Origin of the sequence: Kitasatospora putterlickiae (genome assembly GCF_039527695.1) — a bacterium.
GTDB classification, from domain to species: domain Bacteria; phylum Actinomycetota; class Actinomycetes; order Streptomycetales; family Streptomycetaceae; genus Kitasatospora; species Kitasatospora putterlickiae.
This window is the reverse complement of the sequence record NZ_BAAAKJ010000066.1, coordinates 9,482-13,044: the sequence shown is the minus strand read 5'-3', so window position 1 is coordinate 13,044 and position 3,563 is coordinate 9,482. Positions and strand designations below refer to the sequence as shown.

Below are 3,563 nucleotides of genomic sequence, written 5' to 3'. Positions count from 1 at the left end.
GCCGACGATCTCCACGGTCGGCTCGGAGGCCAGCAGGGCGACCAGCCCGGCGCGCATCACGGTGTGGTCGTCGACCACGACGACGCGGACCTTTCGTGTCCCGGGTCCCATGGCGTCACCCCTGTCCGTGGGCCGGGACGGCGGCGAGCACCCGGGTGCCGTCGCCGGGCGAACTGGTCACGGTGAGCTCGCCACCGAGTTCGGCGAGCCGCCGGCGCATGCCGTTGAGCCCGAAGCCGCGCGAGTCCCGCACCACGAACCCCTGCCCGTCGTCGGTGATCTCCAGCTCGATGCCGTACGGGACCGGCCCGAGGACGACGGACACCTGGGAGGCGGCCGCGTGCTTGCGGATGTTGGCCAGCGACTCCTGGGTGCAGCGCAGCAGCGCGATCCGGGTCGGCCCGTCGCACGCGACCTCCGCCAGCTCCGCCGCCACGGGGAGCCCGGTGTCCTCGGTGAACCGTTCCAGGGCCCGGCGCAGGGTCCCGGCGATCGAGCCGGGGGCGAGCCCGGACTGCGGGGCCGAACCCACCAGCACGCGCGCCTCGGCGAGGTTCTCCCTGGCGGTCCGCTCGATCGAGAGCACCTGCTGGGCGGCCCGGCCCGGATCGGCGGCGAGACTGGACCCGGCCGCCTCCGCCAGCACGATGATCGAGGCGAAGCCCTGCGCGAGGGTGTCGTGGATCTCCCGGGCGAGCCGCTCGCGCTCCTCGGTGGCCCCCTGCAGCCGGTGCGCCTCGGCCAGGCGCAGCCGGGCGGCCTCCAGCTCCGCGCCCAGCCGGCCGGCGCGCTCGTCGCTCTGCTCGACGATCCGCACCACCCCGAGCCCGACGAGCACGCCCGCCAGCCAGCCGATCAGGGTGAAGACCACGTTGCCCGTCGCGAACTCCTGGGCGTCCCAGGCCTGGTGACGGACGATGCCGGTCACGGTGGCCGCCGCACCGGCGGCGCTCAGCGCGATCGCCCGGCGCGGGCTCCCGGCGAGCAGCCAGAACTGCGGGAGGGAGACGATGAACAGCGCCGCGCCGTCGCCCCGGACGAGCGCCAGGGCCCCCATGCCGAGGACGAGCGCGCCCAGGAAGGCGCGCGGCCGCAGCACCGGACGGCCGGGGCCGGCCGCGACGCCCGCGTAGCAGAGGGCCAGCGCCGCCGACAGCCCGATCGACCAGTAGGTGGTGGCGCCGTCGTCGCCGAGCACGGAGACGACCGGGGGAAGGACCCCCAGGACCACCCACACCACCACGTACCAGCGGCGGAGCGACCGTAACCGGAACCGGTCCTCGGACTGCGGAGGTCGAGTCATGACGATCAGCCTACGATCGCCTGCCGGGAGCGCGGCCCGGAGCGGGGGCGAGGCCGCGGGCGGGGGCGCCGCGGCGGCCACCAGGCGGTGTCGCGGAGCAGCAGCAGGGCGGAGGGCAGCACCATGAGCCGGACCACCACGGCGTCCAGCAGCACGGCCACGGCCAGGCAGAAGCCCATCTGCTTCATCTCGGTGAGGTGCAGGGCGACGAAGGCCCCGAACACCGTCACCATCACGACCGCCGCGCTGGTGACCACCCTGGCCGAACGGCCGATCCCGGCGAGGACCGCCTCGCGGGCCGGCATCCCGGCGCGGACGAACTCCTGGATCCGGCTGACCACGAACACCTGGTAGTCCATCGACAGGCCGAACAGGATCACGAAGAGGAACAGCGGCACCCGGGAGGCGATCGCGCCGAGCGAGTCGAAGGCGAGCAGGCCCTCGGCCCAGGTCCCCTGGAAGACCGCGACCAGCAGGCCCAGGGAGGCGGCGGCGGACAGCAGGTTGAGGACGACGCCGAGCAGCCCGAGGACCGGCGAGCGGAACGCCCAGAGGGTCATCAGGAAGGTGGCCAGCAGCAGGAGGCCGATCACCAGGGGCAGCGTCTCGCGCTCGTGCGCCACGTAGTCGCGGCCCCGGGCCACGTCGCCGCTCACCGCGCTCTCCGTCCCGGCCAACGAGCCGACGGTGGCGGGCAGGTGGGTCCGCCGGAGGTGGTCGAGGGAGGCGATCGCCTGGGAGGAGGAGGCGGGGAAGGGAACGGCCAGCTCCAGCACGGTGATCCAGCCGTCGGCGGAGCTTCGCAGCGCCGGTTCGGTGGTGGCGGCTCCGGCGAACAGCGGGTCGGCCTGGGCGCGCCGGCCGAGGTCGGTCAGCGCCCGCTTCACCTCCGCCGCTCGGGCGGGGGCGGCGCGGGTGACGACCTCGTGCCGGGTCAGGAGCTCGGGGAAGGCGTGGGTGAGGCGGTCGTGGACCCGCATCGCGGGGATGTCGCGGGAGAAGGTGTCCTTGCCGGGGTCGACGAGCCGCAGGCCGAGGGCGGGCGCGGCCAGGCCGAGCATGAGGAGGACCGAGAGGCAGAGGGTGAGCGCGGGGTGCCGCTGCGCGGGCCGCAGCAGGGCGCCGACGATGCGGCCGGGACCGTCCGCCGGGCGCTTGGCCCGGCCCTTGCTCCTACGCTCGGCGCGGCGTTCGGCCCGGCGGCCGATCGTCACCAACAGGGCGGGCAGCACGGTGAGCGAACTCGCCACGGCGACCGCCACCACCAGGATGGTGCCCGTCGCCAGCGAGGAGAAGATGACGTCGGAGGCCAGGTAGAGGGTGGCGGTGGAGACGATCACCGCGAGACCGGAGACGACGACGGCCCGTCCCGCTGTGGCGGCCGCCAGCTCCACCAGGGCCTCCGGCGCGAGCCGCCCGCCGCCGCGGGCCCGCTCCTCGCGTTCGCGCTCCAGGTGGAAGAGGGTGTAGTCGACGCCCACGGCCAGTCCGATGAGCAGGATCATGTTGGTCCCGACCCCGGCGTCGGGGACCAGGTGCGAGACCAGCATGGACAGGCCCAGAGCGGCGGCGATGGAGGAGAGCGCCAGCAGCAGCGGCACGCAGGCCATCACGATCGAGCCGAAGACGAGCAGCAGGGTCACCAGCGTCACCGGGAGGGTGAGGCGCTCGGAGAGCGCGAGGTCCGCGCCGCGCTGCTCGTTGACGCCCTTGCTGATCGAGGGCGAGCCGGTCTCCTCGATGATCAGCCCGGGGTGCGCGGCCTGCGCCTGCGCGGTCTGGTCGAGGAGGGGGACGACGTTCTTCTTGCCTTCGAGCTCGGGGCCCTTCAGGACCACGGAGACCCGGAGGGCCTCGCCGTCCTTCGACCGGACGGGCTCGGCGACCTCGGCCACCCCGGGCAGTGCGCGCATGCGGGTGGTGACGTCCTGGGCCGCGGCGGTCGCGGCGGTCACGTCCAGCCGCCCGGAAGCGGGGCGGATGAGGACGTGTTCGACCGGCTTTCGCTCCAGGCCTCCTTGGGCGGCCATCGCCTCGGCCCGCCCGGCCTCGCCGACCCGGTAGTCCTCGCTGGTGGCCTCGTTGGTGCCGACGGCGATACCGGCGCCGAGGCAGAGGACGACGAAGGCGAACCAGCCCGCGATGGCGATCCGGGCGTGCCGGGCGCTCCAACGGGCCATCCGCACGGGGAGTTGACTCATACCGCCGATCCTCCGCAACCGGCCCCGGCCGACGACACGCCCGCCCGGTGGAACCTGGC

Annotated in this window: 2 protein-coding genes and 1 pseudogene; all 3 read right to left on the bottom strand. The window is 74.5% G+C overall.

The features are described 5' to 3' along the window. A pseudogene (locus ABD308_RS07530) lies at window positions 1–90 on the bottom strand (DNA-binding response regulator); the annotation flags it as partial. 25 nt (window positions 91–115) lie between these two features. Further along, window positions 116–1,303, bottom strand: coding sequence for a sensor histidine kinase (locus ABD308_RS07525; RefSeq protein ID WP_344329591.1), 1,188 nt, complete (start codon window positions 1,301–1,303; stop codon window positions 116–118). A 5-nt stretch (window positions 1,304–1,308) separates the two neighbouring features. Further along, window positions 1,309–3,504, bottom strand: a complete 2,196-nt coding sequence (locus ABD308_RS07520; protein ID WP_344329590.1) for an MMPL family transporter — start codon at window positions 3,502–3,504, stop codon at window positions 1,309–1,311. Window positions 3,505–3,563: the final 59 nt, after the last annotated feature.